The 2,645-nt window shown below is 57.4% G+C and carries 2 protein-coding genes; both read left to right on the forward strand.

The annotated features are described in order from the left end of the window. Positions 1-138: 138 nt before the first annotated feature. Complete coding sequence (locus IEW15_RS25200) at positions 139-1,218, forward strand: hypothetical protein (protein WP_188583250.1); 1,080 nt, start codon at positions 139-141, stop codon at positions 1,216-1,218. Positions 1,219-1,563: 345 nt separating this feature from the next. Then, positions 1,564-2,613 carry a hypothetical protein gene (locus IEW15_RS25205; RefSeq protein ID WP_188583253.1) on the forward strand — a complete coding sequence of 350 codons (1,050 nt, stop codon included), beginning with the start codon at positions 1,564-1,566 and terminating at the stop codon, positions 2,611-2,613. Positions 2,614-2,645: the final 32 nt, after the last annotated feature.

The raw sequence follows: 2,645 nt of genomic DNA on the forward strand, positions 1-2,645 counted from the left end.
CTGATGCTCAAGAACCATCCGAACCGCGCGCTCGCGAACCTCTGCAGAAAACTTGTTCGTAGCCTTCGTCATGGCTCCATCCTGTCAAGAGTTGGAGCCTCCGGCAAACCCGGAGCGGTTCAGGGCCGTTATTGGGCGGTGTCGCCCCGGACCACGATCACCATTGCGGCCAATCAGTCGATCGATCTGGGTGTAGCCGAGGTCAATGTCGGAGATGCCGGCCAGTTACCGTCGGTGCAGATCCAGGTCGGCTATTTCAATGTCGGTGGCGTGACGAGCGCGCCGCCGTTAAACCACAAGACCGCGCATTTCACCATTGCGCTGCGCAAGTCGCCCGACCTGCCGCCGCCGCCGACCATCAATGACCAGGTCGACTATCGGTTCGTCAACGGCCATGAGCATGATCATGGCGGCATCTCGAATGTCGAATGGATCACCGTCACCGCCCAGGGTGACAGCGAGCATATCAACGCCTTCACGCTTGAAATCAGGCCGGCGATCGGGAAGCCCAGCATCAATGCCGGGCCCGCAACCTATATGATCATCACCTTCGTGATTGCCGACGGGCCCTATGGCGCGCTTGCCTCCGCGGCCGACCTCGCCAATATCCGGATGACGCCCGATGAGGGGGCGGATGGCTGGGAGATCGTTCATCGCTCCGATGTCCCCGATCCGTATTGGCGGGTTGCGATCCCCGATGGCCGGGTCATTTCCGGCCGGCTGCGGCTCGACAATGTCGTCTCCCATCTCGATCCGGGGTGGTCCGAGATGTCGATCCAATATCACAATGTGCCCCACTTCAGGGATGGGCAGTTGGATATCCCGATTTACAAATACGGCGCGCCGGTTCTGGAACAGGCCAGCGCTGAACGTCATGAGGTGTTTCTCGACGGCGCGACGGTCGGCGCCTACCTGACCCTGTCATGGAGCTGTTTCAGCAGCGAACGGGTCCATGTGCAACTGAGCAACGCGAATGGCTATGGTCGCGACCTTGGCATATTCGATGGCGAGGTCGGATCGTATCACGCCGAGAATCAGGACTGGATCAAGTATCTCCCCGACGGAACGATGGCCACTTTTTCGGCGGTACCCCTGACCTATCCCTTTGCCGGTGGTAGCCGCGATGACGGATTTCTGCCCGTCGGCAGTGTTCCCGTCACGTCGACATATCAGACCATGCTGCATCATGGCAGCGATGGCGGGCCGGAACCGGTCTGATCCGGCACCGCAAGCCGAAGGTTTGTGGCAGCCATCCGCATGAAAATCACAACACCGGCAGAGCCCGATCAGGTGGCCGCATCTGATCGGGTTGATATCGTCGATAAGCAATATGATAGAAACGTCTTTCTATAGAAAGGAAAACTCGCGTATGTCCTTGAACCACCTGGCCGTAAGCTTCTCGAACACGACCACCCTGAATGGCATCAGGGACAGCGAGTCCTTCCTGTACCTCAATACAGTGAATTCGGGTGTCATTCATTTTCAGCCGAACAAAAAGCGACATTCGTACCGGGCACCCTCGAAAAGTGGTCGAGTGACGAGAACTTCAATCCGTCCGGCACGGTGATCTACCTGTTCGGCCTGGACAATATTCTGTCGGGATGGGACTGGGGGCGCATCGCGGTGGGCTCCGGCTGGGCCCTCGGCCTGGAACAGGATGCCGAGCATGGGCAGTATCTCGTTCTGGCACCGACGTCCCGCCATGTCATCGAGAAGGACGGCCGCCTTCCGCTTCCGATCGACGCGCTCAAGGTGAGCGGGGGCAGTGATCGCCCCGCCGTGACGTTGACGTTCCTGTACTACAATGTCGAGGGCATTACCGAGACCGTGCCGCTCAATCACAAGACCGCCCATATCTCGGTGGCTTTGCGCCAGCCCCCCGATGTCGGACCTTTGCCGACCCTGACCGAAAAGCTGGGCTATCACTGCTATCCGGCGACGGCGGATGCATTCGGGGCGGAACCGCATGTGGCGTGGATCAAGGCATCTTTGGCTGGGCATGCGGCTATGTCCAACAGCTTTGTCGTCGATATCGGTCCCGCGACTGACAAGCTGCCGGCGATGGCGGGCAAGGACACAACCCTTTTCCTGTCCTTCGTGACCGCCAATACTGAATACGGTGCCTTTGCATCGTCGGCCGATCTGGCCAATGTTCGTGTCACGCCTGACGACGGTGCCAATGGCTGGACGATCATTCCGCGCACCGATGAGCAGACTCCCTATTGGAAAATCATCATACCGGCTGGCCGACCGCTCTGTGGGCGGCTGCATTTCGACGAGGTTGTGACCTATCTCGAGCCGGGGTGGTCGGATCTTCTTGTTCAGTATAAGAATGTTCCTGGGTATCGAGACGGTCAATTTAATGGTCGACTGTATAAATTTGGGCCGCCCTATGTTGCGAATGTTAATTTCACTATTGTGAAATCAAAGGCGGATAATAGTTTTCTCTATATTAGATACTATTGGGATGGACTTGAGCCATCTGATATTTATCTGTATATACGTGGACGTCATTATTCGGCTAATTTAGGAAATCCAAACAGCGTACCAGATTGCGGTATGTTTAGAGCCTGTTGCAGAATGGGTCTTCGGAATGTGTCGCGATCGCAGTGAGATCCGCCCTTGAGCCTGCGGCCGGCGCCTGA

This window comes from Tistrella bauzanensis (genome assembly GCF_014636235.1).
GTDB lineage: Bacteria > Pseudomonadota > Alphaproteobacteria > Tistrellales > Tistrellaceae > Tistrella > Tistrella bauzanensis.